The organism is Luteibacter sp. W1I16 (assembly GCF_050434905.1).
Taxonomy (GTDB): Bacteria; Pseudomonadota; Gammaproteobacteria; order Xanthomonadales; family Rhodanobacteraceae; genus Luteibacter.
The window spans coordinates 3,854,148-3,876,606 of record NZ_JBNDJJ010000001.1 but is presented as its reverse complement, the minus strand read 5'-3'; the positions used below and the strand labels follow the sequence as shown (position 1 = coordinate 3,876,606).

25 protein-coding genes are annotated in these 22,459 nt (G+C 65.7%); 7 read left to right on the top strand and 18 right to left on the bottom strand.

Going from position 1 to position 22,459, the window contains the following annotated elements; genetic code table 11:
- Positions 1-68: 68 nt before the first annotated feature.
- The 4 genes from QFZ41_RS17050 to QFZ41_RS17035 form a co-directional block, all read right to left on the bottom strand.
- Positions 69-293, bottom strand: a complete 225-nt coding sequence (locus QFZ41_RS17050; protein WP_429199829.1) for an RNA-binding S4 domain-containing protein — start codon at positions 291-293, stop codon at positions 69-71.
- A 32-nt stretch (positions 294-325) separates the two neighbouring features.
- Entirely contained in the window at positions 326-1,312 is a 987-nt protein-coding gene (locus QFZ41_RS17045) for an MBL fold metallo-hydrolase (protein WP_429199828.1), read from the bottom strand.
- Positions 1,313-1,376: 64 nt separating this feature from the next.
- Positions 1,377-1,793: a ketosteroid isomerase-related protein gene (locus QFZ41_RS17040; RefSeq protein WP_429199827.1), complete on the bottom strand. Its 417-nt coding sequence runs from the start codon at positions 1,791-1,793 to the stop codon at positions 1,377-1,379.
- 8 nt (positions 1,794-1,801) lie between these two features.
- Positions 1,802-2,914, bottom strand: coding sequence for an S-(hydroxymethyl)glutathione dehydrogenase/class III alcohol dehydrogenase (locus QFZ41_RS17035; RefSeq protein ID WP_429199826.1), 1,113 nt, complete (start codon positions 2,912-2,914; stop codon positions 1,802-1,804).
- A 526-nt stretch (positions 2,915-3,440) separates the two neighbouring features.
- Here QFZ41_RS17035 and QFZ41_RS17030 point away from each other — a divergent pair.
- Positions 3,441-3,599: a hypothetical protein gene (locus QFZ41_RS17030; RefSeq protein WP_429199825.1), complete on the top strand. Its 159-nt coding sequence runs from the start codon at positions 3,441-3,443 to the stop codon at positions 3,597-3,599.
- A gap of 78 nt (positions 3,600-3,677) precedes the next feature.
- On the opposite strand, the gene QFZ41_RS17025 is transcribed toward QFZ41_RS17030, so the two are convergent.
- Together QFZ41_RS17025 and QFZ41_RS17020 are read right to left on the bottom strand one after the other, a co-directional pair.
- Positions 3,678-4,259 carry a DNA-binding protein gene (locus QFZ41_RS17025; RefSeq protein ID WP_429199824.1) on the bottom strand — a complete coding sequence of 194 codons (582 nt, stop codon included), beginning with the start codon at positions 4,257-4,259 and terminating at the stop codon, positions 3,678-3,680.
- 304 nt (positions 4,260-4,563) lie between these two features.
- Entirely contained in the window at positions 4,564-5,883 is a 1,320-nt protein-coding gene (locus QFZ41_RS17020; protein ID WP_429199823.1) for an Nramp family divalent metal transporter, read from the bottom strand.
- Positions 5,884-6,006: 123 nt separating this feature from the next.
- On the opposite strand from QFZ41_RS17020, the gene QFZ41_RS17015 reads away from it, so the two are divergent.
- Positions 6,007-6,192: a CsbD family protein gene (locus QFZ41_RS17015; protein WP_429199822.1), complete on the top strand. Its 186-nt coding sequence runs from the start codon at positions 6,007-6,009 to the stop codon at positions 6,190-6,192.
- A 39-nt stretch (positions 6,193-6,231) separates the two neighbouring features.
- Here the strand turns inward: QFZ41_RS17015 and QFZ41_RS17010 are convergent, their stop codons facing one another.
- Positions 6,232-7,380 (bottom strand): acyltransferase family protein, encoded by a 1,149-nt coding sequence (locus QFZ41_RS17010; protein ID WP_429199821.1) that lies wholly within the window; start codon positions 7,378-7,380, stop codon positions 6,232-6,234.
- A 146-nt stretch (positions 7,381-7,526) separates the two neighbouring features.
- Here QFZ41_RS17010 and QFZ41_RS17005 point away from each other — a divergent pair, with 146 nt between their 5' ends.
- Positions 7,527-9,542, top strand: a complete 2,016-nt coding sequence (locus QFZ41_RS17005; protein WP_429199820.1) for an ATP-binding protein — start codon at positions 7,527-7,529, stop codon at positions 9,540-9,542.
- Positions 9,543-9,558: 16 nt separating this feature from the next.
- Here the strand turns inward: QFZ41_RS17005 and QFZ41_RS17000 are convergent, their stop codons facing one another.
- From QFZ41_RS17000 to QFZ41_RS16980, 5 genes are all read right to left on the bottom strand, one after another.
- The gene (locus QFZ41_RS17000; protein WP_429199819.1) at positions 9,559-9,759 is read right to left on the bottom strand and encodes a hypothetical protein; all 201 of its coding nucleotides are present in this window, start codon (positions 9,757-9,759) and stop codon (positions 9,559-9,561) included.
- 77 nt (positions 9,760-9,836) lie between these two features.
- The gene (locus tag QFZ41_RS16995; RefSeq protein WP_429199818.1) at positions 9,837-12,695 is read right to left on the bottom strand and encodes a TonB-dependent receptor plug domain-containing protein; all 2,859 of its coding nucleotides are present in this window, start codon (positions 12,693-12,695) and stop codon (positions 9,837-9,839) included.
- Positions 12,696-12,890: 195 nt separating this feature from the next.
- Positions 12,891-13,127 (bottom strand): hypothetical protein, encoded by a 237-nt coding sequence (locus QFZ41_RS16990; protein ID WP_429199817.1) that lies wholly within the window; start codon positions 13,125-13,127, stop codon positions 12,891-12,893.
- Between the two features lie 64 nt (positions 13,128-13,191).
- Entirely contained in the window at positions 13,192-13,437 is a 246-nt protein-coding gene (locus QFZ41_RS16985; RefSeq protein ID WP_429199816.1) for a hypothetical protein, read from the bottom strand.
- 154 nt (positions 13,438-13,591) lie between these two features.
- Positions 13,592-14,326 (bottom strand): NADPH-dependent F420 reductase, encoded by a 735-nt coding sequence (locus QFZ41_RS16980; protein WP_429199815.1) that lies wholly within the window; start codon positions 14,324-14,326, stop codon positions 13,592-13,594.
- A 73-nt stretch (positions 14,327-14,399) separates the two neighbouring features.
- On the opposite strand from QFZ41_RS16980, the gene QFZ41_RS16975 reads away from it, so the two are divergent.
- Positions 14,400-15,422: a TraB/GumN family protein gene (locus QFZ41_RS16975; RefSeq protein WP_429199814.1), complete on the top strand. Its 1,023-nt coding sequence runs from the start codon at positions 14,400-14,402 to the stop codon at positions 15,420-15,422.
- Here the strand turns inward: QFZ41_RS16975 and QFZ41_RS16970 are convergent.
- The gene (locus tag QFZ41_RS16970; protein ID WP_429199813.1) at positions 15,389-16,429 is read right to left on the bottom strand and encodes a DUF4105 domain-containing protein; all 1,041 of its coding nucleotides are present in this window, start codon (positions 16,427-16,429) and stop codon (positions 15,389-15,391) included. The two genes, QFZ41_RS16975 and QFZ41_RS16970, sit on opposite strands and share 34 nt — an antisense overlap.
- 107 nt (positions 16,430-16,536) lie before the next feature.
- Here QFZ41_RS16970 and QFZ41_RS16965 point away from each other — a divergent pair, with 107 nt between their 5' ends.
- On the top strand, positions 16,537-17,136 hold the full coding sequence (locus tag QFZ41_RS16965) for a BON domain-containing protein (RefSeq protein WP_429199812.1): 600 nt from the start codon (positions 16,537-16,539) through the stop codon (positions 17,134-17,136).
- Positions 17,137-17,148: 12 nt separating this feature from the next.
- On the opposite strand, the gene QFZ41_RS16960 is transcribed toward QFZ41_RS16965, so the two are convergent.
- Together QFZ41_RS16960 and QFZ41_RS16955 are read right to left on the bottom strand one after the other, a co-directional pair.
- Positions 17,149-17,520, bottom strand: a complete 372-nt coding sequence (locus tag QFZ41_RS16960) for a response regulator (RefSeq protein WP_429199811.1) — start codon at positions 17,518-17,520, stop codon at positions 17,149-17,151.
- 165 nt (positions 17,521-17,685) lie between these two features.
- Positions 17,686-19,398, bottom strand: coding sequence for a patatin-like phospholipase family protein (locus QFZ41_RS16955; RefSeq protein WP_429199810.1), 1,713 nt, complete (start codon positions 19,396-19,398; stop codon positions 17,686-17,688).
- Between the two features lie 198 nt (positions 19,399-19,596).
- Between QFZ41_RS16955 and QFZ41_RS16950 the strand changes: the two genes are divergently transcribed.
- Positions 19,597-19,872 carry a hypothetical protein gene (locus QFZ41_RS16950; protein WP_429199809.1) on the top strand — a complete coding sequence of 92 codons (276 nt, stop codon included), beginning with the start codon at positions 19,597-19,599 and terminating at the stop codon, positions 19,870-19,872.
- Positions 19,873-19,952: 80 nt separating this feature from the next.
- Positions 19,953-20,303 carry a UBP-type zinc finger domain-containing protein gene (locus QFZ41_RS16945; protein ID WP_429199808.1) on the top strand — a complete coding sequence of 117 codons (351 nt, stop codon included), beginning with the start codon at positions 19,953-19,955 and terminating at the stop codon, positions 20,301-20,303.
- Positions 20,304-20,314: 11 nt separating this feature from the next.
- On the opposite strand, the gene QFZ41_RS16940 is transcribed toward QFZ41_RS16945, so the two are convergent.
- The 3 genes from QFZ41_RS16940 to QFZ41_RS16930 all read right to left on the bottom strand — a co-directional run bounded on the left by QFZ41_RS16940 (position 20,315) and on the right by QFZ41_RS16930 (position 22,449).
- Positions 20,315-20,743, bottom strand: a complete 429-nt coding sequence (locus QFZ41_RS16940) for a hypothetical protein (RefSeq protein WP_429199807.1) — start codon at positions 20,741-20,743, stop codon at positions 20,315-20,317.
- 88 nt (positions 20,744-20,831) lie between these two features.
- Positions 20,832-21,464, bottom strand: coding sequence for a cation transporter (locus tag QFZ41_RS16935; RefSeq protein ID WP_429199806.1), 633 nt, complete (start codon positions 21,462-21,464; stop codon positions 20,832-20,834).
- Positions 21,465-21,516: 52 nt separating this feature from the next.
- On the bottom strand, positions 21,517-22,449 hold the full coding sequence (locus QFZ41_RS16930; protein ID WP_429199805.1) for a LysR family transcriptional regulator: 933 nt from the start codon (positions 22,447-22,449) through the stop codon (positions 21,517-21,519).
- Positions 22,450-22,459 lie beyond the last annotated feature (10 nt).

The window sequence follows — 22,459 nt, the reverse complement described above, 5'->3', positions numbered from 1 at the left end:
AGCGCATGAACGAAAAAACCCGGCGCCGTGAGGCGCCGGGTTTTTTCATGTCCTGCTAACGCAGGGCGTCAATCGATCTCGGGAAGCACGCTGATCTCGTTGTCGCCTATCGTCACCAGCTGCCCGGCGCGCACCTTATAGGTCTTGCGCAACTCGACCACGCCGTCGACCGTGACCAGGCCGTCGGCGACCATGTGCTTGCCTTCCCCGCCACTGGCGGCGATACCGGTGAGTTTCAGCAGGAGGTTGAGTTCGACGTACTCGCCTTCGAGGCGGAATTCATGAAACGGCATGGTGGGGGGCTACGCGGCGGGGGAAGCGGCCATTAGAGCGCAATTCGGCCGCCGATGTTGAGCAACATGAACTCGTCCGTTCCCACCCCCGCCTCCGCGAGGGCCTCGCCCAGCAGGCGCGGCGGCTCGTCCAGTTGGTCGTCGGCCAGTTCGAAGGCGCCCCAGTGGATCGCGATGGAACGCTTGCAACCGATCTCCCGGTGCAGGCGCAGCGCTTCCGCCGGATCGACATGCTGTCCACGCATGAACCAGCGCGGCGCATAGGCACCGATGGGAATAGCCGCGAGATCGATCGGACCGGCACGGCGCCCTATCTCGGCCAGCTTGTCGGAATAGCCGGTGTCACCTGCGAACCAGAAGCGGAAGCCGTCCTGCGCCATGACCCAGCCACCCCAGAGCGAGCGGTTGCGATCCCATAGTGTGCGCGCGCTCCAGTGCCGGGCCGGTACGAAGGTGAACGTCGCGCCGCGCACCTCCGTGCTCGCCCACCAGTCCAGTTCGCGCACATTGCCGATGCGCCGGCTGTCGAACCAGCGCTTGAGCCCCAGCGGCACGAGGAACACGGCCTGGGGGAACCGCCGCGACAGCGCGCGCACCGTCGCCGCATCGAGGTGGTCGTAATGGTTGTGCGAAATCAGCACGACATCCACGGCGGGCAGACCGGCGACGTCCACCGGCGCAGGTGTCCGCCGGGCCGGTCCCGCGAACGACACGGGAGACGCGCGATGGCCGAGCACCGGGTCGGTGAGCACGGTCAGCCCACGGTGACGGACGAGTACACTCGCATGCCCCAGCCACCAGGCGGCATCGTCGGTGCCACCCAGGTCGGCGCGTTGCCACCAGCGGCGGGCGAACGCCTCGTATCCTTCGCTGGGTGGGTGCGGCACGCCCTGTTCCTTGCGTTCCTTGCGCCAGCGTTGCAAGCCACCCGGCTCACGCAGGTCCGGTTCCAGGTTGCGGAACCCTTCCGGCGCATGGTGCGCCTTGGAACGGTCGTAGTACGGGTTGATCCAGGCCATGCGCAACCTTGAGGAAGAGGCGGGTCGCAGCAGACCTGCGGCCCGTCTCCCGGCACTTCAAGGCTCAGTCGACTTCCACCCGGCGTACCTGGGCCAGCCAGTCCTCCAGGTTGTAGTAGTTGCTGACCCGGGTGATGCGGCCGTTGGCCACCTCGAAGAACGCGCCGCCCGGAAGCACGTAGGTCTGGCCCTGGGCCAACGGCAGGCCTTCATCCGTGGCCTTGTAGACGCCATGGACGACGTATTCCGCAGCGGCACGCGAGCCGTTCTCGTTGGCCATCAGCACGATGTTTTTCAACTGCTCGCTGTAGCTCACGTTCATGCGCTTCAGGAACGCGGCGAAGCGGTCGCGGCCGGCTTCCCGGCCGCCCTGGTTGATATCGTGCACGACGTGCTCGTCGAGCAGGGACAGCATCGTGGCCCAGTCGCCGCGATTGAACGCGTCGTAGTAGCGGCGGATCAGATCGATCGTTTCGTTCATCGAGGGGCTCAATAGAGGATGACGGAGCGGATGGCCTTGCCCTCGTGCATGAGGTCGAAGGCGCGATTGATGTCTTCCAAGCCCATCGTATACGTGATCATCGGGTCGATCTTGATCTCGCCGCCCATGTAGCGGTCCACGAAGCCGGGTAACTGGCTGCGGCCCTTCACGCCGCCGAAGGCCGAGCCACGCCACACGCGCCCGGTCACCAGCTGGAAGGGACGCGTGCGGATCTCCTGGCCCGCGCCGGCGACGCCGATGATGATCGATTCGCCCCAGCCCTTGTGGCAGCACTCCAGCGCGGCGCGCATCACGTCCACATTCCCGATGCACTCGAACGAGTAGTCGACCCCGCCGTCGGTGAGGTCGACGATCACCTGCTGGATCGGCGTGTCCGGGTAATCACGCGGGTTGATGCAATCGGTGGCGCCGAGCATCTTCGCCATCTCGAACTTCGAGGGGTTGGTGTCCACGACCACGATCCGGCTGGCCTTCGCCATCACCGCCCCCTGCACCACGGACAGGCCGATGCCGCCCATGCCGAACACGGCCACGGTGGAGCCCGGCTCCACCTTCGCCGTGTTGAGCACGGCGCCGATACCGGTGGTGATGCCGCAACCCAGCAGGCAGACCTTTTCCAGCGGCGCGTCCTTGTTGATCTTCGCCAGCGAGATCTCCGGCAGCACGGTGTATTCGCTGAAGGTGCTGGTGCCCATGTAGTGCAGCAACGGCTTGCCGCCCAGCGAAAAGCGCGAGGTCCCGTCGGGCATCACGCCCTTGCCCTGGGTCACGCGGATCTTCTGGCAGAGATTGGTCTTGCCCGAGCGGCAGAACTTGCACTCGCCACACTCCGGCGTATAGAGCGGGATGACGTGGTCGCCCGGCTTGAGCGAGGTCACGCCTTCGCCCACCTCCTCGACGATGCCGCCCCCTTCATGGCCCAGGATCACCGGGAACGCACCCTCGGGATCGTCCCCGGAAAGCGTGTACGCGTCCGTATGGCATACGCCGGTGGCGACGATGCGCACCAGCACTTCACCCGCCTTCGGGCCCTGGACGTCGATTTCTTCGATGGACAAGGGCTTTCCTGCTTCCCAGGCAACCGCGGCGCGAGACTTCATGATGGGCGTTCCTCTTACGATGACGAACCGGCGGCGATGCCGGGTGGACCGTGGATTCTAGCTACCCCGGACCCGATCCCGAAGCGGCGTCAGGGAACCGTTCAGCCCCACGGGTAGCGATGGGCTACCCCTTGAGTTAAACTAGGGTTAACGGATACGTCTGGAACGGCGAACGAAAGGGCACTGTAAGGGTTCCGATAGAGGTGACTTATGACCCCCATCGGAATTTTCTTTGAACCTTTTCCTTACACCCGATGTCCAAGGATTTAATGCTTGGAAGGCCTTGTAAAGCCGCAAGCTGCCCATAGAAAGGGCTCGTAGGAAACTCGTTAGTTCAGGAATTCGGCCCGCTGGGTGCGTGACGAAAGACTAACGAAGCGATTGTTCACCAAACGAAACGGACCAATCGCCCGGCGCCTCTTCTTGGGTTTGCCCCGGCAGCGTAAGGTTCACGCCACGCCAGAGACCGGCGGCGTCGGCGCCAGAGGATTGAAACATCCGGTCCTAACGACTGGGAGACAAAACCATGAACGAACTGCGTAACGAATACGGCATCACGACCTTCGAATACTCCGCTGGCTACCGCGTCGCGGACACCGGTGGCCTCGATCTCTTCGGTGGGGAGATGGACGGTTACGACTGGCTGGGCGAAGTGGCCAGCCGCCTGAGTGGCGATTCCGTCTAACCACGGTTCGCCTCCGCCGGGCCCCGGCTTCGTCCACATATAAATCGAAGGGCCCGCCTCACGGCGGGCCTTCGGCTGTCAGGACGCCTTGCGCGCCCTGGTCCGGGCGGCCTTCTTGGCCGCCGACTTCCTTCCCGCGGCACCCTTCGTATGCGCCGCCTTCTTGGCCGCCGCCGAACGGCTCGAAGATGTCCGCTTCGCCGCGCTCTTGCGGCCCTGGGCCGACAACGCGCGCTTCGATACGGCGGAATGCCCTTCCCGCTTCAACGCCTTGGTCGTCGCCCGCGAGCGTGTCGCCGATTTCCTGGCCGTCGCCTTCTTCGCCGTGGACTTCCGGGCCGACGTGCCCGCCGCGCGCTTGCGCGCCGTGGACTTCTTCGCCGCCGTGCCCGTGGACCGCTTCCGCGTGGCCGCGCGCGAATCCTGCGCCGCCTTCTTCTTCGTCGCCTTGCTCGCCGTCTTCGACGGCTTGTTCTTCACGCCCGCCCGGCGGGCCTTGGACAAGCCGATGGCGATCGCCTGCTTGGTCGAGCGTGCGCCGTGCTTGCCTTCGCGCACGTGCTCGATCTCCTCGTGTACGAATTCCCCGGCTTGCGTCGAGGGCGACTTCCCTTCGCGCTTATCCTTCCGTGCCTTCGCAATAGTCTTTTTCTCGGGCATGACTTGGTCTCCTCCGGGGAGTGTGGGTCAGGGAATCCGGATTGCCAGCGCCTCGGGCGTATCCAACGGTGGCGTGCCGTCGCTTTCGGGATCGTCGGGATGGGGAGGACGTTCCTGCGGCCGGTCCTTCGATGGGTCGCGGCCTGGCGTTTCGGGGAGGGGTGGCTTCGGTTGCTCTTCCGGGAGGACAGGTGAGCGGCCGGGGGTCTCGGGGATGTAGGGACTATGCATCGAGTAGCGAATCGTCGGTGTCGTCAACGGTCGAGACTGCGCGGCCGTGCGTGATGCATTTGTATGTCCGGCGTCACGCGAGCCCCGACACCTGTGCCACGAGCCAGACGTTCGCCATCGAGATCACCACGAAGAGGCCCCACGCCGTGTACGACACCAGGCGTGTATTGGCGAAGCCGCCCATCAAGGTGCGGTCGTCGGTGAAGCGGATCAGCGGATACATGGCGAAGGGCAACTGGATGCTCAACACGACCTGGCTCGCCACCAGCAACGCCCCGATCGCCCGGTCGCCCATGGTCACGACGCCGATAAAGGCGGGAATGATCGCCAGCCCGCGCGTGACGAGCCGGCGTTGCCAGCACGGAATCTTCAGTTGCAGGAATCCGTCCATGATCACCTGTCCCGCGATGGTACCGGTGAAGGTGGAACTCTGGCCCGAGGCGAACAGGCCGATGGCGAAGGCCACGGCGGCGACCGTGGTTCCCGCGATCGGCGCGAGCAACTGGTAGGCATCGCCGATGTCGGCGACGTCCGTGCGACCGCTGGCATGGAACGCGGCCGCCGACACGATCAGGATCGCCGCGTTGATGAGCAGGGCCAGGCTCAATGAGCAGATGGTGTCCACGCGGGTCAGGCGGATCGCCGCTCGCTTGCCCTCCTCGCCTGAAACCGCCCGCGTCTGCACGATCGACGAATGCAGGTAGAGATTGTGCGGCATGATCGTCGCGCCGAGGATGCCGATCGCCAGGTAGAGCGGCTCCCGCGCCGACACCGCGTGCCAGGAAGGTACGAATCCCGCGGCGACCTCGGCCCAGTTCGGCCCGAGCAGGAACAGTTGCACCACGAAGCAGATACCGATGGTGCCGACCAGCCCGAGGATGATCGATTCGATCCGGCGGAATCCCCTGCCCTGCAAGCCGAGGACGATGAAGGTGTCCAGCGCCGTCAAGGCGACGCCGACGGGCAACGACACCCCGAACAGCAGCTTGAACGCCAGGGCGCTCCCGAGCACCTCGGCGAGGTCGCAGGAGATGATCGATATCTCCGCGAATACCCACTGGATGCGCCCGATGGCCTTCGGATAGCGCTCGCTCGAGAGCCGGGCGAGATCCTTCTGGGTGGCGATGCCCAGCCGCGCGGCCAGGCACTGCAGCACGATGGCGGCGAGACTGGAAAGCAGCACGACGAAGAGCAGTCGATAGCCGAACCGCGAGCCCGCCTCGATATCGGTGGCCCAGTTGCCCGGGTCCATGTACCCGACGGAAACCAGTAGCCCCGGGCCGGCGAAGCGCGCGGCCTTTTTCCACCAGGGCAGATCGAAGGGAACGACGATGGACCCGGCGACTTCCGACGGGCAGAACGGCGCGGTGGCCGTCTTGGGCAAGGGAAACATGGGCCGCATCGTAACGGGATTCGTGGATGAAAACCGCCGCACGCCAGCTTCACGCGGCGCTAATCACGAAACGGCGTAAACCAGTGCCGCTGCGGACGACGCAGTGCAAGCGAGGAAACCGACGTGGACAAGAACCGTACCGAAGGCATGAAACACGAAGCCAAAGGTTCCATGAAGGAAGCCGCCGGCAAGATCACCGGTAACCATGCGAAAGAAGCCGCGGGCAATATCGAAAAGAACGCCGGCAAGATCCAGCGGGAGGCCGGCAAGGCTACCGATCGCGCACGCGACAACGACCGCCGCCATTGATCCTGCCCCGCGCGGGAGCCGCTGGCTCCCGCGCAACGTTCATGCTGGCTCGACGACGGCGTCCCCGGTCTTGCGCGGGTGGAAGCGCGAGCGCAGCCAGCGGTTGGCCGGCTCCGAAAAGCCCCGGGCGGCAAGCCAGCCCAGCGCCCACGACCCCAGTACCGCCGGCACGTACCAGATCCAGCCGTCCACCGTGTCCGTACCCGTGGCGCGTGCGCATCCCACCAGCGAAAACACGACGAACATGTGGGTGAGATAGATTTCGTAGCTCGCCCTTCCCATCGCGCGAAGCCAGCCGAAGCCCGGCCATGCCCGGCCGCCTTCCGGCGATGCGAGCACGAGGCATACCGAAGCCCCGATCAGCACGAGCATGTAGCCCTCGTGGACCGCCCTCCACAGCCAGCCGCCGGAAAACATGACCAGGGCGAGGCCCAGCAGACCCGTCATCGCGAGCAACGCCCGCCCGCCGCGGCCCGCGAAGGAGCGACTGGGCCCCGCACCCACCGCCAGCGCGGCGAGGACACCGGCGGCGATCGCCCCCATGCCCGGCAAATAGGCTTTTTCCTGCCAGATCTCGTTGTCCACGATCGCGGCGCGCGTGAAGGGCACCGACAGCACCAGCAACACGAGGACAGGCACCAGCCAGCGGGTCCGGCCCAGCGACAGGCAGACCAGCGGGAACGCCAGGTAGAACACTTCCTCGATCGACAACGACCAGAGCACGTCCCAACCACCCGGCAGCCAGCCGGTACGTCCTTCGTAGACATTGAGGGTGAAGGTGAGCGCCGAAAGGGTGGCGCCCAGCGGCGACTGGCCCGGGCGCTCGATGGTGTAGTTCGGCAGGTGTAGTACGTGACAGGCCAGCAGGATCACGACGATGGCCAGGAGGCAGGGCGCGATGCGAGCGACGCGGCGCATGTAGAAGGCCCGCCAGTCGATCTCGCGCAGTGTCCCGTCGCGCTCCAGCGTGTGCCGCGTGATGAGGAAACCGGAGATGACGAAGAAAATGAAAACGGCTTCGTAGCCGTTGTGGATCAGGCCCTTCAGGAACGGAACCGGCAACCAGTTCGCCGCGTCCGTCTTGTGCAAGGGAAGGCGAAGGCCGAGGTGGTGTATCACCACCAGCAGGATGCTGGCGCCCCGCAGCGTGTCGATGCCCGGGCTGCGCGGTAGGCTCGCTGACGACATGGGGACTTCCGTGGCTGGTCGCGGGGAGCATAAGCGAAGCAGCCTCCGCGGCGCACGCGCCGTCAAGACATCGTCTTCGCGCCCCTTGCATTATTCCTTGACGGCCATCGCTACGAAGGACTTCCCATGCTCCGGCTTCGCCCGAGATGAACCGGCACGCCGATCCTTTCGCGTTCCTCCCTGCCGATTCGCCGACGGCCGCGGAAATCCGCGCCTTCGACTGGAGCGGTACGCCGCTGGGTCCCGTCGACCGCTGGCCGAACGCCCTGCGATCGATGCTCGCCACGATGTTCGACACGCCGCAGCCGATGTTCGTCTCCGCCGAGCCCGGCAAGGTGTTCTTCTTCAACGACCCCTACCGGCCCATGCTCGGCGGACGCGTGGCCGGCGCGATCGGCCGCTCTTTCGAAACGTTGTGGGAGGACGTCTGGGACGATGTATCCCCGCATGTGGAACGGGCACTGGCCGGTGAAGGGTCGATGCACCGCGACCTGCCCCTGCGCATGACCCGGCATGGCTATGACGAGGAAACCTGGTGGACCTTCTCGTATGCGCCGTTGCGTGACGAGAACGGCGGCATCATCGGCATGTACGCCGTCACCAACGAGACCACGCGCGGCGTTCGCTCCGCCCTCGCCTTACGCGAACTGAATGCATCGCTGGAGCGGGAAATCGACGAGCGCACTCGCGAGCGCGACCAGATCTGGGGCATCTCGCGCGACCTCTACGTGGTCATGGGCCGTGACGGTCATTACCGCAACGTCAATCCCGCGTGGCGCATCGAACTGGGCTACGAGGCCAGCGACCTGGTCGGCCTGGGCTTTGAGGAACTGGTCCATCCGGACGACCTGGAACGTTCGCGTGACGCCGTCTCGCAACTGTTCGATGGAGAGGTGGTGGAGGACCTGGAGGTACGCCTGCGTACGCGCGACGGCGAGTACCGCTGGTTCGCGTGGACCTGCGTGCCGGACGGCGACATCGTCTACGGCATGGGCCGCGACATCCAGCGCAGGCGCGACATGGAAGACCAGTTGCGCCACGCACAGAAGCTGGAAGCATTGGGCCGCCTCACGGGCGGCATCGCACACGACTTCAACAACATCCTGGGCGGTATCGGCGGTGCCATCGAGGTGCTGACCGAACGGCTGGAGACCGGCCGCATCGAGGGAGCGCGGCGCCTGCTCGACGCCGCGGGCGGCGCGGTGAAACGGGCCGCCGGACTCACCCATCGGCTGCTTGCCTACTCGCGCCAGCAAGCCCTGTCCTTGTCTGACGTGGACGCCAACGCCATCGTGCGTGGCCTCGACCTGCTGCTTCGCCCGCTGCTGGGCGAACAAGTGGCCCTGGACCTGCGCATGGAACCCGGTCTGTGGCGCACGCTGTCCGACGCCAGCCAACTCGAAAGCGCCATCCTCAACCTCGCCATCAACGCACGCGATGCGATGCCCGGTGGCGGCACGCTGAGGATCGCGACACGCAACGTCGAGCGAACGGATATCGGCCAGGGCCATGCCGACTACGTCGTCATCGCCGTGTCCGACACGGGTACGGGGATGTCGCGGTCCGTGGTCGAAAAGGCCTTCGATCCGTTCTTCACCACCAAGGCGATCGGCCAGGGCACTGGCCTGGGCCTGTCGATGGTGGACGGCTTCGCACGGCAGACCGGCGGCCGCGCGATCATCGAGTCGCAACCGGGCCGGGGTAGTACCGTCAGCCTGTGGCTGCCCCGCCATGTCGGAGACGCGACCGCCTCGCACACCCATATCGAACATGGCGCGCGTCGCGGCGACGGCAGGCGCGTGCTGCTGGTGGAGGACGAACACATGTTGCGCGCCCTGTCACGCGAGGTGCTCGAAGAAGCGGGGTATTCGGTCGGCGAATGCGGTGAAGGCGACGAGGCGCTGCGCCAACTGCGCACGGGCGATCCCGTGGATATCCTCGTGACCGATGTCGGCCTGCCCGGCATGGACGGCAGGCAGCTTGCGGCATCGGCGCGCGAACTGCTGCCGGACCTGCCTGTCCTGTTCATCACCGGCTATGCGTGGGAGGCTTTCGCCGACACGCCACAACTGCCCGAGCGCACGGCCATCCTCGGCAAGCCATTTTCCCTTCACGCGCTGGCCGAGGCCGTGGCCGACCTGATCGACGGCGCGCGCCCCTGACGGAGCCCGCGCGTTATCAGGCCGTTTCGGTCTCGGCCGCCACCGGACGCGACATGTCGTGAATCGCCGCGGCGCGCTGCATGGCCATCAGGAAATCCGTGCCGTAGCGCATCACGAAGGGCGCCACGGTACCGGGTATGAAGCCATCCGGCAGGGCCGCTACAGCGGTGCCGGCATCATCGGTGATCGGATTGAAACGTGTGAATCGACTTGCCATGGCCTCGACGGCCCCCTGTTGACATTCCCCCAGATGCGTAACTAAAGCAAAAATCCGGCCACGTCAATGGGGAGTCCTCATAGTTTCACCCGCACCCCCAGCGTGAAGAACCGCCCGATCACGCCGTTCTGCGCGTAGGTCGGGTTGTAGTTCAGCGCCGCGTAGTTCAGCGGATCGAATGGCGCCTTCTTGTCGAACACGTTCATGATCGAACCCGTGATCGCCACCTTGTCGCTGATGTCGTAGCGGCCAGTCAGGTCGAAGTCGGTGAACGAGGACATGCGGCAGTTGGCCGGCACATTGGCGCCCGTGTCCGTGTTGGTCGAGAAACAGCCGGTCGTGATGTCGGGCGCGGTGAGCTTGATGCCGCTCGTGTAGTACAGCGTACCGGTGATGGTCGCCTTGCCGAACTGGATGCTGTTCGCCCAGGAGCCACGGTAACGCGGCGTGCCCGCGCCCGACGACAGGCCGTACGGGCCATGCGTGCCCACGAACTGCAACTTGCTTCCATCCTCCAGCGTCAATTCCCAGCTAATGATCCTGGTCAGGTTCAGTTCGCTCGTGAAGCGGACGTTCTCGCTGAAGTCGTGACCGGCCTTGAGGTTCAGGTCCAGCCCTTTGGTCTCCAGCGCGTTCTGGTTGACGTAAGGCGCGGCGACCACGAGCGGTCGCGGCAATGCATCGGGCGCCGCCGGGTCCGGCACGTCCTGCACGATAGCCGACTCCGGCGGCAACGGCAGTCCCGCGTAGTACGCATCCAGCACCGCGCTCGCGCTCTGTTGCGCGATCACGCCGGTCTTCTTGATCCGGTAGTAGTCCAGCGACGCGCTGAGGTCCTGCGTCGGTTGGTAGAGGATGCCGAAGGTCCAGCTCCTCGAGCGCTCCGGCTTGATGTTCGGATTGGCGCGCGTGAGGAACCCGAGGCCGTAAGGCTGCACGTAACCGCTGTTGCCGTGCGCGGCCTGGAAATCCTCCGGTGGCGTGTAGGTGGCGAACCCTTCCGCTTCGCTCGAACCATTCTCGGCGAAACTCGGTGCACGGAAGCCCTTGGAGAACGTGCCACGGAAGGCCAGTTCCTCGATCGGCTTCCACTTGATGCCGATCTTCGGCGAGAAGTTGTTACCGAAGTCGGAATAGTGGTCGTAGCGGCCCGACACATCGACCTCCAGCGATTCGAGGAATGGCGCGTCCAGCTCCACATAGACACCGGACACCGTCCTGTCGCCCTTCACATGCGCGATGCCCAATCCCTGCGCGGCCAGATTGGGATTGAGGTCCGGGTCGTCCTGTTCCTCATGACGCACGTCGACGCCCGCGGCGAGTCCCAGCGATCCGCCGGCCAGGTCCATCAGCGGACGCGTCACGCGGAAATCGAACGACTGCAAGTCGCTGGTCGAGGTCTTCTTCAGCGGCGGTGACAGCGCGCCGAGGAACTCGCGCGAGTTCGCTCCGGGATCGATGAAGTTGTACGTACCGTTGGTCACCGCGGCGATCAAGCGGTCGTAGTTGAGGAAACCCGACAGGCGCGTGTCCAGCGACGAGTGGTTGAAGACCAGGGCGGTGTCGTAGCCCCATTCGCCCCACGAACCGGTGAGGCCGCCGACGATGCGCAGGTTGTGATTGTCGTTCTCGCCGCTCGCCAACGCACTCTGGAAGCCGTAGTTGATGAGCGCCGCCTTGCCTTGCGCGGCGAACGGATTGTTCGGATTGAGCGATCCGTCGGGCAAGGTCGCCGGCAGCGCGATGGAGTTCGTGTTGCGCGGCGTACCCGCCTGGATCTGCGCGGGCACGCCCGGGAAGGATGTCTTCACCTCGTAGTAGCTGGCCGCCAGGTACGCCTTGCTCGTGTCCGACAGCTTGATGGTGAACCGCCCGTACAGGCCACGCCGGTCCATCGTCGGCTGGATCGCCGTATAGCGCGCGAAGTTCTGCGCGCAGTAGCTGCCGGGGTTGGCCGGATCGTCGGTGACCAGGGTGCCGCGCGAGCCGCAGGGAACCAGCGGCTGCGCCACCGCGCCGGGATCGGGAACGCCCGAGGTCACGTCGCCCGGGCGCGACAGCGTACCCGGCGTCACCGTGCCGTAGATGGAGCCGGAGTTCTGCGAAGGCTGCCCACCGATGAGGTTGTTGCCGCCACTGCGACGGATGTCGGCCGTGTTGTACGGGTACCCTCGCTGCCGGGTGAGTATCTCGTCGTCGTGCTGGTACTCGGCGCTGAAGTACGCGTTCCAGCCATCCTTGTTGAGGTCGCCGCCACCGAACAACACCGTGGCGCGCCTGGTCGTGCCGCCGCCATGCTGCGACGTGCCGACATCGGCAGTGAACTCGGTGCCCTGATAGCCGGGCCGGAGGATGATGTTGACCACGCCCGCGATGGCGTCCGCGCCATAGAGCGACGAGGCGCCGTCCTTCAGCACTTCGATCCGTTCGATCGCGTTCGATGGAATGGTGTTGAGGTCGACGAAGGAGCGCTGCCCGTCGTCCGCCAGCGGATAGTTCGCCGCCCGCCTTCCATCGATCAGCACCAGGGTGGAGTTGACGGTCAGGCCGCGCAGCGCCACGCCGGACGAACCGGCGGCGAAGCCGGCGGTGAACGAGGCGGGTATCGATCCGCTGTTGTCCGCTGACACCGCTCGCACCACGTCGGAAACCGTGGTGAGGCCACTCTTCTGGATCTGTTCCGCGGTGATCGTCGTCACCGGCGAAGGCGTTTCCACGTCGATGCGCGGCAGCGCCGATCCGGTCACGGTGATGGTCTGGAGGTCGGTCGTCTTTTGTTGATCCTGTGCACCGGGTGCCGGGGTCTGCGGAGGAGACGGCGGGGCCGGCGCCGGCGCGTCCTGCGCCAGGGTGACGCCACACGTGCAAGCCAGTGCGGCGGCGATGGACAAAGCGAGGCCGTGACGCCGAAGCGCCTGTTGGGATGCCATTTTCATTGTGAGTCTCCGAAGCCTTAGGGGAGTGGGGCTGGGACCTGGCGGCTCCGGAATGGGGTTCGCAACGCGGCATTCACAGGGACGCACGGAAAACTTACGCCGTGTAAACAGGGCGCACCATCGGCCATTCGGAATATGTTGCGATGGGCAAAAACGGCAGGCGATGGCACGGCGTATGCACGTGCCTTCCTCGCCTCACTCGTCGCCGGGATCGAAACCCTCGCGCTCGCGCATGAGCTTCCGTGCGGCGGCGATGCCCAGTGTCAGGCCCTCCGCACAGGCGTCTTCTTCGTTCTCATGCAGGGTGGTGCACAACTTCTCCTGCAATTCCTCGCCGTCTTCGCTGATGACGTACTTGCCACGCCAACGGCCCGGCTTGGCCACGTAACACGTGCCATCCACGTCGAAGTAACCGATCTTTCGATGCGTCATGAGTGGGATGATCCTCCTTATCGTTCCCCATCGTAAGCATCGCGGATCAACGGGACGTGCAGCGCTATTGCAGTCCGGCGACAGGACGCTTCGCGTTCGATTCGAATTCGCGCCAGATACCGTCGGCGCCTTCCACCGAAACCAGCACCTGCAGGCCATTCTGCGTGCCCAGCAGCTTCGACTGCTGCACCGCGTAGGCGATGGCGGCGATACGTGTTTCGAAATTTTCCGTGGGCACGCCATTCATCTGCACGTGCCACAGGCCCGCCAGATCCGGATGGAAGGGAATGTCGTAAATCACCAGGGCCATGGAAGTGAGAAACCTCGCTAGGCGGCAGGCCGGCGGCCCCAGGATCCATGGGTGTCACGGCTACATCGTCGGTGCGCAAGATTATCCGTTCCCATGGGCTCCCACAACGGAAGACGCCGTATGCCGAACCTTCACGTGGAAGTCACGCGAGTGCTCATCGGGGCGTGTCGAAATCGCCCGGGCTCGCATCCGTCGCGCGCCATTCCGGCTGTCGCTCACGCACGGCCGCGAGCAGCGCCTGCTGCACGCCTTCGAGGTCGCGGTCGGTCGTGTACACCGGCGAGCCGGGTTGCTGGCGCCACGAGTCGGCGAGCGTACCCGAATCGACCCCGTCGAAGCCCAGTTCGTCGACCAGTTTCAGCACCTTCGCTTTCGCGTTGGCATCGTCGCCCGCCACGGGCAGGGCGATACGCCCGTCCGCTGTCGCCGGCTTTCCGCCCTTCAGCAGGTGATCGGCATAGATGTTGTTGAACGCCTTGATCACCGGCCGGCCGAGCCTGTCGGCCACCCACTGGCTTTCCGGCACGCCTTCCTCGATCGGCGCGATGCGTCCGTCGCGCTGGCGCGGGTAGTAGTTGCCCGTATCGACCACCACGGTGTCCTCGGGAACGCCCGCGAACAAATCCGCCGGCAGCGAGGGAATCTTCGATTCGGGAATGGTCACGATGACGATCTCCCCCGCGCGCGCCGCTTCATGGGCGGTCACGGCCACCGCGCCCGTTTCGTTCTCCAGGCCGGTCAGCGTATGCGGACCGCGGGAATTGGCGATGAATACCTCGTGCCCGAGCGCCCGAAGGCGTCGCGCCAGCGTGCCGCCGATATTGCCGGCACCGATGATGCCAATCTTCATGGCTGCCTCCGTTTCGGCTAAAGCCTCGATTGTCGTCATCTTGCGTGAATGCCGGGCGAGCGGCCGGTGAGCACGGCGGCGCCGCCCCGGCGCCTTGCCCTAGACTTTGCCGATGCGACACGCCCCTGCCCGCCTCATCCTCCTTCTCGCCTTGCTCGGCGGCTGCCTCGCCACGACGGCAGACGCGCAAACGCCTCCGCCCGGCGATGCCGTACCCACCCTGGAAGCCGTGACGGTCAGCGGCGAACAGCCGGGCCCCGGGCTCTGGCGCGCCACCCGCGACGGCCACACGCTACTCATCCTCGGCACCCTCACCCCGCTGCCGCGCAAGATGACCTGGAAGACGGACGAGATCGACGAGGCGCTCTCGCATGCCGGCGCGCTGCTCATGCCACCCCACGTCGAGATCAAGCCGAACACGGGCTTCTTCGGCCGCCTCGCCCTGCTTCCTTCCCTGATAGGCGTGCGCAACGCGCCGGACGGCGCGACGCTGAAAGACAGCGTGCCCGCGGAGGTCTACGCGCGCTGGCTCGCGGTGAAAGCCCGCTACATAGGCAACGACCGCGGCGTGGAGCGCTACCGTCCGATCTTCGCCGCCATCGAACTCTACAAGGACGCGGTGAAGAAGACGGGCCTCTCCCGCTCGGGCGACGTCACTCGCACCGTCTCGTCACTGGCGAAGAAGCACGGCGTGAAGGAAGTGGCCGTCGAGTACATCTTGCTCGTGGACGATCCACGTGCCGCGATCAAGGCGTTCAAGCGCTCCACGCTGGACGATGTGTCCTGTTTCACCCAGAGCATCGACAACATCGACGCGCAACTCGCCGACATGGCCGCGCGTGCGAACGCCTGGGCCACGGGCGATGTCGCGGCGCTGCGCGACGACCGTCGTGCGAAGCAGCGCATCACCTGCCTCAATGCCGTCACCGAAGGTGGCGTGGCGCAACGGATCGGTCTCGCCGATGTTCCCAAGGCCGTTCAAACGCGGTGGCTCGCCGCTGTCGACGAAGCGGTCGCCAGTAACACCCAGACCGTCGCCATCGTCTCGATCGACGACCTGCTCGGCGCGGAGGGCTACCTCGCGGCCCTGAAGGGTCGCGGCTATGCGGTGGAATCGCCCGACGGCGGCGATTGAGCCGGTGGCACGCCGGCCCGGATCGCCGCGGAAAAATCGTCCCGCGGACCCGTCGCTCTCGCCCTGTCCGTGATCCGCCCCAGGCGACGCCATTCATCGACGCCGAGACGGCGATCGAGGGTGCCGTTGTCGCTGAGGTATTCAGGCAGGTATCCGGTGAGCAGCAGGCGCAGGTCGAAAGGCAACGCGCCATCGATCCGCTTCGCCATGCGATAGACGATGGTGGTGCAGTTGGAAGTGACCGTGTTGTAGAAGCGTGGCCTGCCGACCAGTTCGTTGGCCGCGGCCACGTAAGAAAGGAACAGCGAGCGCATGGCGTCGTGCGTCATCCGCAACGGGAAAAGGTAATCGTCCTCGCCACGCACGTTGCTGCGAACCCGAACGATATCGCGCTCGTCGGCGGCGATCAGGATCAGTTCGAACTGCCTGAAGAAACCGCCGATCTCGGAGAACGCCTCGCCACGCTTGCGCCGGATCTCGACGGAGAAGACCACGTGGCGGCCGTCGTCGAAGCCGAACGAAAGCATCGCGTGGGCGATGGCCTCGCCCGACCAATAGGAAAGGATGGCATCGGCGCGTGCGAGACGGTCGAGGTCGTATTCACGGGTGTCCCAACGCACGTCGTAATCGTCGTCCGTGCGCCAGTCGAAATCGCGCACGTTGTGCAGCACGACGCGTGGGCCGTCCACCTCGCCGTGCATGAGCCGCGCGACATCGTCCGCCCAGAGCCGGTCATTGCGCGGCCGGACCGTCGCCCACCACGCGAGCAACGCGGTGAACGCGATGAGCAGGCCCCCGGGTGCCCAGGCGACGTGCCAGCCGATCCACGCGAACCAGAGCACGACGCAGCCCAGGACCCACATGGACGCGGCGACGAGGCGCACCGCGCGGGGGCCGGGAAACTGGTACGCCAGCGCAAAGGCGCCCCAGGCTCCCGAGAGGAACAGCACGATGGCGGCCAGGGCGCCCGCGCCACCACGGGCGAGCATGCGTCTATCTTTCTTCATCGCCGCGCACGCTACCACGGCCCGCGACGGGCCGTTGACACGCCGGCAACACGTACTGCATGCGGGCAGGACAACACTGGCCCGGCATCCCTTCCTGGAGCACCGGCATGAACCGCTTCGACGAACGCTACGACAAGCCCCGCCACGACGACACCCGGTATCCGGGCGACGAATTCGGAGGTACCTACGGCTATCGCGACTCACGCGACTTCGGCGGCAGTCCCTACGAGGCGGGCCGCGGTTCCCGGCAAAACCAGCAGCATCCGGGGCATCGCGAATTCGGCGGCCATCACCGTTACCACGCCGGACCACTTCCGGGTCACCGGGATTTCGGACGCGCCGAATCGCCCGGTCTCTACGGCGGTGACGGTCGCGACTGGAGCCCATCGGGTTATCCCGGGGGCCATCGCGGCGTCGGCCCGAAAGGCTACGTGCGGACCGACGAACGCATTCATGACGACCTTTGCGAACGCTTGAGCGAGCACGATGCCATCGACGCGTCGGGAATCGAAGTCAAGGTCACGAGTGGCGTCGTCCACCTCAGCGGCGAGGTACCCGAGCGCTATATGAAGCACCTGGCCGAAGACGCCGTGGCGGATGCCACCGGGGTCAAGGACGTGGAGAATTCGATCCGCGTTCGTCGGGGCGGAAAGTTCGAGGAACGCCAGAGCGAGCGAGGCATGTTCGACGAGCCGTCCCTGGATTGAGCAGGCGCGGGCTTAGCAGGCCGCTAATCCGCTCGCCTCGCGGATCGCCTGTTCCAGTTGATGGGCGCTATAGGGTTTATGCACCAGCGGCGCGCGATAGCGCCCGGGTATATCCACCGGCATCGCCCCCGTGGCGAGCACGTAGGGAATACCCCGGCGCTGGAGTTCATCCAGCGCGGGATACGCCATGACACCCTGCAGGTCGAGATCGACCACCGCCACGTCGCAACGCTCCACATGGGCGACGCGAATGGCTTCTTCGATACAGCCGGCGCAAGCGGCCACATCGTAGCCAAGCCGCTCTTCGAGCAGGTCGGTAAGCGCCGAAGCGAGTCCGGAGTGGTCTTCGAACACGATGACGCGAGGCGAGGCTGTGATGCTCATACGTTACCCGCGTAGGAGTTGCCCAGTTCCAACCTACTACCGAATGAACGCCGCGGCTATATACCTATTGACCGATTTTTCATCAAAATGAGAACTGCGTCTTCACGAATGCGAAGGCCTACCTCTTTTGCCACGATTTAAGGACACGAAACCGGCAGAAGTCACTTACCAGAGATCGTGTTTGCGCAAGACATCCACGAGACGGCGCGACGCCAGGGCAAGCAGCTTGCGGCGTGCGTACGTACGCCACGCCAGCCACGTCAGCAGCTTGTCCTTCCATTTGTCGGTGGCGACGGCATACAACGCGTCCATGCGTTTGCTTATCGCCGGCATCAGACTCGCCGGGTCGAACGCGCCCTTGGGCCATTCCGGCAGACAATCCTCCCGCCGCGCCGGGTCGCACTCGCCGATCAGCGGAATGACGGGCGCATGAAGCACGCCGTCACGCGTGCGCAGGTAGCCCGCCATCGCCGGATCGCCGGTCCAGGAGGCGACGATCGGGTTGTTCGCGGGCACGAGGAAATGCTCGGCCAGGAAGCGCTGCGCGTTGCGCCGGCCGAGCAGGAAATCATGCCGGCGATACGCTTCGGCGAAGAACCCGGAGAACCCACCCAAAGCGCCCGCCGCCACCGCCCGGCCACCCAGCCAGCGCACCGAGCCATCCGCGGACGAACGGGTCGGCGCGATGAGGAAGCGGCTGTAGACGGCATCGTCCATCGCCAGGGCGATCTCGCGGGGTTTGAACCGGGCCTGCTGCTTCCAGGAGGCGAACAACGCCGCCAGAGCGCCGACGACATTGAGCGGAGCCGCGTACTCCGGGCCGAGATCGTCCGGCTCGGGGAACGGGTCCACCATCAACACGATGCGGTTCACCTGATCGCCCCGCCGCGGGTTGCGGCCGAGCATGCCCGCCAGTTCGGTCCGGGCCAGCTCGAATGGCTCGTTGTCCATCGCGCCGCCGTCCACGCCCACGAAGCGATAGGTGGCGGAACCGTGGTCGAGCACGTCGCGCTTCGGCTCGATCGTCACCACGCGAGACATGCCGTGCTCGTCGGGGATCACGACGCTGCGCTGCAGGTAGTCGCTCCAGCGCCGTTCCACTTCGCGGTGGCGCAACCCGCCGGGGAACGCCGACGAGGCCAGCGCGGCGGTCATCAACGCACTCCAGCCCCTGTCCGGGAGCCGTTTGGGGTGCGCCACGTAGAGGTCGTCCGGATACTGCCACGCTCGGTCGTAGATGCCCTGCCCCGTGTCTACCGAGAAACGCAGGTAGTCCTCGTGCGCCACCATCCCGTGGCCGGCCTGCGCGCCATTGCCGGCGAACGGCACGGCATAAGGAATGCCGCGGAGGTTTGTGACGGTGAAGACGAACTTCAGGGGGTTCGCGATGTACCGCCTGGCGAGTGGTTCGCCCTGGAAACGCAAGGCATTCGCCGCGATCTCGTCCAGGCAATGGGTATCCAGCAACGAGGCGATCGGAAGGTCCTTGTCGGCGAGATCGTTCGTGCCGAGGAAGTGGCGGATATCCACCCGCTTCACCCAGGCATCGTAGAAGGGATTGGCCACCGCGGCCTCACCCTCCGAGGCGTGCACGTGCGGAAACGCGTAAGGCAGCGCCACGGCGGAGATCACCCCGTTGATGCTGCCCGCCGAGGCACCGGACACCACACGCAACAGGACATCGTGGTCCGGTACGGGCAGGCCGGCTTCCTTCGCCACATACCAGCGCTCGAGCGCTTCGTAGAGGAAGTCGAGCACCCCGGCGGCGTAGGCCCCTCCTGAGACCGCGCCGGCAAGGGCGAGGCCGAGTTCGAACGTGCGCTCGCGCGGCGGTGGCGTGATGTCCGGGTGCGCGAGGGGAAGATCGGTGTCGGGCATGCCCGCTCCCTTCGATAGGTCCCTGGAGATTATCGGCGAACACGCCGGGTCAAACCCCGATCGTCACCACGTTTCCGAGGATAGCCGTCAATGCGGCGGCAGCCTCCCCCCGGACGTTTCGCGTATTCCTTGAGTAGGCCAGATGGAGGATTGCGAACGGGCGCCGGATTCGGCCTTAATCGCCGGATGCGTTACGTCATGGCAGCCCAGGAGATATCTCTGGAGGCCCTCGGGCTGCTCCAGGCCTTGCTGCACCACGATTACGACGAAGCTCAGTTCCGCGCCAACCACGTGGCGCGCCACGCCTTGCAACACGAACACCTGAGCGTGGCGGATGCGGCCGAGCGCATCGAATCGTTATTGGCCAGCGGCTGCCCTAACGCGATGGAGTTGCGTATCGCCCTGCGTTCACTGGCCGCGTCCGTCGACCGCATGCAAGACACCGCCCTGCGCCGCGCCGGCCGCCTGTTCTGAATTTTTGTGACGGCACACGGGGACAAGCGGAAAGCCTCGCGCCCGGGATACGATCGACGCCGGATCCGCGGAGCTTACCCATGACGACCCAGAACGACGGCATCGACCCCAAGGCACGACCCAGCGGCACCGGCTGCGTCGAGTGCGAGCAGACCGGCAGCTGGTGGTTCCACCTTCGCCGCTGCGCCCAATGCGGGCATATCGGGTGCTGCGACGACTCCCTGAACAAGCACGCCAGCAAGCACGCCCAGGAAACCGGCCATCCGATCATCCAGAGCTTCGAGCCCGGTGAGGACTGGTTCTACGACTACCGCAACGACGACATGTTCGAAGGCCCGGCGCTGGCGCCGCCGCATAGCCATCCGGTGGACCAGCCGGTACCGGGTCCCGAAGGACGCGTGCCTCCACGCTGGCAGCGCCTGCTCGTCTGAAGGCGACCCCGTCAGGCGGGGAAGAACGCCGGGTCGATGTCGATGAGCACGGGATCGTGCAGGCGGATGGCCTGCTCCTCCGACGGCTCATACGGCACGTAGATGAAGCGCGCGAAACCTTCGGCCTCAAGGCGCACGCGGATCGCGTCGCGCGAAGGCACTTCCAGTTCTTCCGGCACGGTGGCGTTCGCCACCAGGGCGGCGGCGCGGATGCGGCCGTCCGCACCCGCGGCGGCCAGTCGATCGGACACGGCCACGTAGACATCCTGCGTGCTGGGATGATCGTCATCCCCGTCGTAGCCCCCCTCCGCGGCGATCTGGCCGTCCAATCCCAGCGTCGCGCCGAACGGATAGAACTCGCCGTTCTTCTGCAACATCTGCTGGGCGAACTCCACGGCGAAGCCGAACAGCTTCTCCAGTTGCTCTTGCGTCACAGCCATGGCCACTCCCCGATCGATTCGCATGCCGCCTGCGGCAGCGGAAAGGGGATCGTAAGTCAGATGGCGGGGAAAGGCGACCGCGATGCCTTCAGCCGTGCGCGACGGGGCGTGGCGATCGAAAATCGTGCCACGCCGTGGACAGGACATGCACGCCGGTGCGGGCGAACAACAACGCAAGAGCGCCGCCGAACAGCAGGTCCAGCCATGGCCAGTGCGTCCACGCGATGAGAGCCGTGGTGACGAGCACGCCTGCATTGCCGATCACATCGTTGCGCGAGCACAACCAGACCGAGCGCATGTTGATGTCGTGCGAACGAAACCGCGTGAGCAATGCGAGGCATGCCCCGTTGCCCAGAAGCGCCAGGCTCGCCGCCACCGCCATCACGCCTGGCAAGGGTGCTGGCCCGACGATCAGCTTGTGGATGACTTCAGCCAGCACGAGGCCCGCGAACAGCAACTGCACGAAGCCCTTCATCAACGCCGCGCCCGCACGCGAACGCAGCGAGCGCCCCACGACGACCAGGCTGACCGCGTAAACCAGCGCATCGCCGAGACTGTCCAGCGAGTCGCCCTGGAGCGCCGTCGAATGCGCCCAGATGCCAGCACCGAACTCGCCCGCGAAGATCAGCACATTGATGCCGAGCACCGCCCACAACACGCGTCGCTGCGCCCTGGACCGGGCCAGCGATTCACCGGTGGATTCGCAATCACAGCAAGGCATGTATGTGCCGTCAGGGGGGGAATAGATAGACTACAACCCCTTGCCTTCGCTGTCAGACCAACGGCGCATCGCCGCGACAGGCGCCTAGCACCAGTTTCCGAAGCCATTGGTGGGCGGCATCCCGATCGAGACGTGGATGCCACATCTGCGAAACGGTGATACCGGGGGTTTCGACGGGAAGGCCGAACGCATGGATCGCACGAGGCCCCGCGTGATCTTCGAGACGCGAAATCGCGTCGACGAACGAGGCGGGCACGAGGCCGACGAGGTCCGACGTTCGTACCACGGCCAGCACGGCCGGGAAACTCGGCACCACCGCCGCAATGTGCCGTTTCATATCGAGCGCCGCGAGCGCGTCGTCGACCGGGCCAGCCGTACGCCCCGTGCGCGATGCGACGACATGGCCGAAGGCGACGTAGTGCTGGGGTGTCACGCTCTTCTTCGCGGCCAGTGGATGTCCTCTCCTGACCACGCCCACGAAACGATCGCGAAACAGCGCCTGCACGCGCACCTCCGGACCCATGTCGGCGACGACACCGATCTCGAGATCGGCCAGCCCTTCGCGCAGGTACGTGGATGTTTTCTCGGCCTTCGGCGCGAAGCGCAGGGAGACGCGTGGCGCTTCCCTTGCCGCTTCGGCGATGAGCACGGCTCCGAATGCTTCCACGAAACCGTCGTTCGCCCGGATCGTGAACGTGCGATGCAAGCTCGTGACATCGCTTTCGCTGACCGCGGGACGAAGCATGGCGAGGGCCTCATGGACGATGTCCCGTGTGCGTCCGCGAAGCGCTTCCGCATAAGGCGTCAGCACCATGCCCCGCCCTGCCCGGACGAGCAGCGGATCGTTGGTGACGGCACGCAATCGGGCAAGGGTCCGGCTCATGGCCGAGTCGCTCAATCCCAGGCGTCGCGACGCCTTCGCCACGCTCCCTTCGGCAAGCAGCGCGTCGAGCGCGATCAACAGGTTCAGGTCTGGCTCGGTCATGGCTCATCCT

Coding starts and splice junctions, on each gene's coding strand:
- QFZ41_RS17050 (WP_429199829.1), bottom strand. CDS start 293: ATGCCGTTTCATGAATTCCGCCTCGAAGGCGAGTACGTCGAACTCAAC.
- QFZ41_RS17045 (WP_429199828.1), bottom strand. CDS start 1,312: ATGGCCTGGATCAACCCGTACTACGACCGTTCCAAGGCGCACCATGCG.
- QFZ41_RS17040 (WP_429199827.1), bottom strand. CDS start 1,793: ATGAACGAAACGATCGATCTGATCCGCCGCTACTACGACGCGTTCAAT.
- QFZ41_RS17035 (WP_429199826.1), bottom strand. CDS start 2,914: ATGAAGTCTCGCGCCGCGGTTGCCTGGGAAGCAGGAAAGCCCTTGTCC.
- QFZ41_RS17030 (WP_429199825.1), top strand. CDS start 3,441: ATGAACGAACTGCGTAACGAATACGGCATCACGACCTTCGAATACTCC.
- QFZ41_RS17025 (WP_429199824.1), bottom strand. CDS start 4,259: ATGCCCGAGAAAAAGACTATTGCGAAGGCACGGAAGGATAAGCGCGAA.
- QFZ41_RS17020 (WP_429199823.1), bottom strand. CDS start 5,883: ATGTTTCCCTTGCCCAAGACGGCCACCGCGCCGTTCTGCCCGTCGGAA.
- QFZ41_RS17010 (WP_429199821.1), bottom strand. CDS start 7,380: ATGTCGTCAGCGAGCCTACCGCGCAGCCCGGGCATCGACACGCTGCGG.
- QFZ41_RS17005 (WP_429199820.1), top strand. CDS start 7,527: ATGAACCGGCACGCCGATCCTTTCGCGTTCCTCCCTGCCGATTCGCCG.
- QFZ41_RS17000 (WP_429199819.1), bottom strand. CDS start 9,759: ATGGCAAGTCGATTCACACGTTTCAATCCGATCACCGATGATGCCGGC.
- QFZ41_RS16995 (WP_429199818.1), bottom strand. CDS start 12,695: ATGAAAATGGCATCCCAACAGGCGCTTCGGCGTCACGGCCTCGCTTTG.
- QFZ41_RS16990 (WP_429199817.1), bottom strand. CDS start 13,127: ATGACGCATCGAAAGATCGGTTACTTCGACGTGGATGGCACGTGTTAC.
- QFZ41_RS16985 (WP_429199816.1), bottom strand. CDS start 13,437: ATGGCCCTGGTGATTTACGACATTCCCTTCCATCCGGATCTGGCGGGC.
- QFZ41_RS16980 (WP_429199815.1), bottom strand. CDS start 14,326: ATGACGACAATCGAGGCTTTAGCCGAAACGGAGGCAGCCATGAAGATT.
- QFZ41_RS16975 (WP_429199814.1), top strand. CDS start 14,400: ATGCGACACGCCCCTGCCCGCCTCATCCTCCTTCTCGCCTTGCTCGGC.
- QFZ41_RS16970 (WP_429199813.1), bottom strand. CDS start 16,429: ATGAAGAAAGATAGACGCATGCTCGCCCGTGGTGGCGCGGGCGCCCTG.
- QFZ41_RS16965 (WP_429199812.1), top strand. CDS start 16,537: ATGAACCGCTTCGACGAACGCTACGACAAGCCCCGCCACGACGACACC.
- QFZ41_RS16960 (WP_429199811.1), bottom strand. CDS start 17,520: ATGAGCATCACAGCCTCGCCTCGCGTCATCGTGTTCGAAGACCACTCC.
- QFZ41_RS16955 (WP_429199810.1), bottom strand. CDS start 19,398: ATGCCCGACACCGATCTTCCCCTCGCGCACCCGGACATCACGCCACCG.
- QFZ41_RS16950 (WP_429199809.1), top strand. CDS start 19,597: ATGGCAGCCCAGGAGATATCTCTGGAGGCCCTCGGGCTGCTCCAGGCC.
- QFZ41_RS16945 (WP_429199808.1), top strand. CDS start 19,953: ATGACGACCCAGAACGACGGCATCGACCCCAAGGCACGACCCAGCGGC.
- QFZ41_RS16940 (WP_429199807.1), bottom strand. CDS start 20,743: ATGGCTGTGACGCAAGAGCAACTGGAGAAGCTGTTCGGCTTCGCCGTG.
- QFZ41_RS16935 (WP_429199806.1), bottom strand. CDS start 21,464: ATGCCTTGCTGTGATTGCGAATCCACCGGTGAATCGCTGGCCCGGTCC.
- QFZ41_RS16930 (WP_429199805.1), bottom strand. CDS start 22,449: ATGACCGAGCCAGACCTGAACCTGTTGATCGCGCTCGACGCGCTGCTT.